Source organism: Bradyrhizobium sp. HKCCYLS1011 (genome assembly GCF_051167795.1).
GTDB lineage: Bacteria > Pseudomonadota > Alphaproteobacteria > Rhizobiales > Xanthobacteraceae > Bradyrhizobium.
Genome location: NZ_JBNPTT010000024.1, coordinates 1 through 3,284, shown reverse-complemented (window position 1 = coordinate 3,284; position 3,284 = coordinate 1). Strand labels below are relative to the sequence as shown.

General features: G+C 62.8%; 3 protein-coding genes. 2 read left to right on the top strand and 1 reads right to left on the bottom strand.

Annotation, left to right across the window (positions count from 1 at the left end):
* Nucleotides 1-202: 202 nt before the first annotated feature.
* The gene (locus ACQR1W_RS39750; protein WP_434855878.1) at nucleotides 203-397 is read right to left on the bottom strand and encodes a hypothetical protein; all 195 of its coding nucleotides are present in this window, start codon (nucleotides 395-397) and stop codon (nucleotides 203-205) included.
* 458 nt (nucleotides 398-855) lie between these two features.
* Between ACQR1W_RS39750 and ACQR1W_RS39745 the strand changes: the two genes are divergently transcribed.
* Both ACQR1W_RS39745 and ACQR1W_RS39740 read left to right on the top strand, forming a co-directional pair.
* Nucleotides 856-2,445 (top strand): SUMF1/EgtB/PvdO family nonheme iron enzyme, encoded by a 1,590-nt coding sequence (locus ACQR1W_RS39745; RefSeq protein ID WP_434855877.1) that lies wholly within the window; start codon nucleotides 856-858, stop codon nucleotides 2,443-2,445.
* Between the two features lie 17 nt (nucleotides 2,446-2,462).
* Nucleotides 2,463-2,891 (top strand): DUF4399 domain-containing protein, encoded by a 429-nt coding sequence (locus tag ACQR1W_RS39740; RefSeq protein ID WP_434855876.1) that lies wholly within the window; start codon nucleotides 2,463-2,465, stop codon nucleotides 2,889-2,891.
* Nucleotides 2,892-3,284 lie beyond the last annotated feature (393 nt).

Here is a 3,284-nt window from a genome sequence, read left to right as displayed (position 1 = left end):
CGTCGTGCCAATCTGTCGCACGCGTGCGGCCTTGCCATGTCGGGCAAATCACCGCGATTCTCTGCCGCGTCTCGTGCGCACAAGAGGGGCGGTTCGCGGTCGTCACGGACGTTGGGCGCAGGATGTGATGGACGCTGTTGCAGCACGCTTGTGAAGCAGGACACGGCCGCACCGCTCACGTCGGCCGGCCGATTTTGCCGCCCTACTCCGGCTTCGGCTCGCCATCGTCCCGGGGCCGCTGATCGTCGGTCCGCGCCGTTCTGGTGGCGTGATCGTCGGTGCTGCCGCCCCAGGTTCCGAGGCTGCCAACGTTGGCGCCCGGACTGTCCAGCGGATGTGTGTCGCCGGGCTGCAGGCCCGATCGGATGCCGGACGATCCCGTGCCGCTGTTTTTCATGCTGCTCGCTTGTTTGGACGGGCAACGACAACGTGACAGCGCCTGTTCCCGACGTGATCTGCACGGCGCTGTACATGCCCGCCTCTATGGAGAGCGGTGAGGTCAAGAGCCCCGCGCTATGTGAATCAGAGCGTGCTCACACGCGCCGTCCTGCTGGCTCCCTGCTGTCGAGCCGGAGATGCGCCGACAACGCAACCGACGCAGGCCGCCAAGTTCCTAAGCGCGGTCCGAGCGCAAACCAGATTCCTCCCTGAACCTTCGGGCTGGGTCAGACACTAACTGCTATCTCGGCTCCAGGTATTTGCAGCGCATGTGCTTTTTTTAGCTGCGGTGTGATCTGGGTTACTGCGGGGCTGCATCGTCTCCGTCAATTTGGTCCGAGCCCGATCGAAGGATCGGCTCGACGGCACCGACTCCGGTTCCGAAGATTTTGTCTCCAAAGGCGTAGAGTAAACGCCATGCGGGAGAAGGTTCGCGACATCAGTTCCGCTAAGTCCGGCAGCCGCCCGCCGCGCGGGCCGATGCCGCGCCGTCTTACGGCCATCGTTGCCGGCGACATCGCAGGCTACAGCCGCCTGATGGAACTCGACGAGGAAGGCACGCATCTCCGCGTGAAGCGCATTCTGCGCGACCTCATCGAGCCGACCATTACCGACCACCACGGCCGGCTGGTCAAGACGACCGGCGACGGCTTCTTCGCGATCTTCGATAGTCCTGTCGAAGCCGTGCGCTGCGGCATCGTCATCCAGCAAAACATGCTTGCCCGCGATGCATTGCTGCCCAGAGAAAACCGAATCGAATTTCGCATCGGCGTGAACCTGGGCGACGTGATCATCGAGGAGGACGACATATATGGCGACGGCGTCAACGTCGCGTCGCGGCTAGAAGGCATCGCCGATCCCGGCGAAGTCTACATTTCCGGAGGAGTTTACGAGCAGATCAAGAACAAGCTGGTTTGCGGCTACGAGTCGCTCGGCGACCGCAAGGTGAAGAACATCACCGATCCGGTGCGGGTCTACCGCGTCCTCCCGGACCCCGCCGCACTGAGGAGAACCAGCCGGCGGCGCGAGACGATATTGCTCTTCATGCTCAGCGCAACGTTGCTGGTCCTCGCAAGCGCGGCACTTTGGTATTGGTGGCTCGCCGCAGAGTGGCGAGGTGGCCAAGCAAGCACAGCAGTGCGGCAGCTGCCGAACGTCTCATCATTGCCTCCTGCTACTATACAACCCGCTGCCCCATCGCAGCCGCCGCCAACAGCAACACCGAGCGGTCCACAAGCGCCACCGTCAGCGCCGCCTGCCCCCGCGGTAGCGCCGGCAACCAACCAGGCAGCCTTGCAGGCCGCGCCCGTTCCGCCGCAGGTCCCGGCGATTCGAGAGCCCGATATGGTCGCGCTTCGCGGCGGCTCTTTCATGATGGGCAGCAACGATGATGCGACGGAGAGGCCCATTCATCGCGTCACCATCAAGGCGTTCGCCATGAGCCGCTATCCGATCTCTATTCGTGAGTGGAACCAATGCGCAGCGGCTAACGTATGTGGCTTCACGGCGAGCGGCAAAGAGGATGCACCGGCGACGAATCTCAGCTGGACCGATGCCAAGCAATTTGTCACCTGGCTCGCTACGGTGACGCACAAGGTCTACCGCCTGCCGAGCGAAGCTGAATGGGAATATGCGGCGCGCGGCGGCACACAGACACGTTACTGGTGGGGCGATGAATTTCAGCCCGGCATGGCCAATTGCAAGAACTGCACGGACATTGCGGCCATCGAACAACCCGTGAAGGTCGGCAGCTTCAGGCCTAACCCGTTTGGGCTCTACGACATGGGCGGCAGCGTCGACCAATGGGTCGAGGATTGCTGGCACAGGAATTATCAAGGCGCGCCGTTGGATGGATCGGCGTGGGTCGACAGCGATTGCACGGCGCATGTCATCCGGTCCGGGTCCTGGAAGAATGATCAGCGCTACGTGCGCGCAGCCAACCGTGACAGTTACGATACGAATGTTCGCTACCCCACACATGGGTTCAGGGTTGCCCTGTCCCCTTGAGGCGCGGGAGACGCGTGATGGGATGGACCGTCCGACTTGTTGTGCTCGCTGCTGCGCTGATTTCGCTCTCGTGCACGGCACATGCACAAGGAAAGCCGGCGTCGAAAGACGCGCTGCTCTATTTCATCTGGCCGCAGAACGGTGCAGTCATCAAGGGTGGCTTCTGGTGCCGTTTCGGTTTGCGGAACATGGGAGTCACCCACGCGGGCGATGACTTCCAGAACAGCGGTCACCATCACCTGCTGATCGATGTCAGCGAGCCGCTCGAACCCAATGAGCCGATTCCGCAGGACAAGAACCATCTGCATTTCGGCGCCGGCCAGACCGAGGCGCGTCTCGAGCTTCCACCCGGCAGGCATACGCTGCAACTGGTGTTGGGCGACGCCAAGCACTATCCCTTCAAACCGCCGCTCGTCTCGGACAAGATCACGGTCACCGTGAGGTAGATCGCCCCACCGTAATGCGGTCCGTCCGTATGCGACCAATCCCATGCCACAACACGAGACAGCCGCGTCGCGCGCCCGCGCAGGATTCTTCCAAAGCTCAGCAGAAATCATCAATCGGCGACCGCCAAGCATCCCCACATTCCGCTGCACGCATTCCGCGCAGACGGGGAAAGAGCAACGATGTCCCACGATCACCCTGCTGCGAGAGCGTGGCGCCCGGCGCGTGGCGGGCGGCGCGCCAACAGATCGCCGACGAGCAAAGGTCGCGCTCGGGGAGGCTCTGTATTCGCCGATCGGCTCCGAAGTCGGCAGTCACTTCAACGCCGCTTGCCCGTCGTGCCAATCTGTCGCACGCGTGCGGCCTTGCCATGTCGGGCAAATCACCGCGATTCT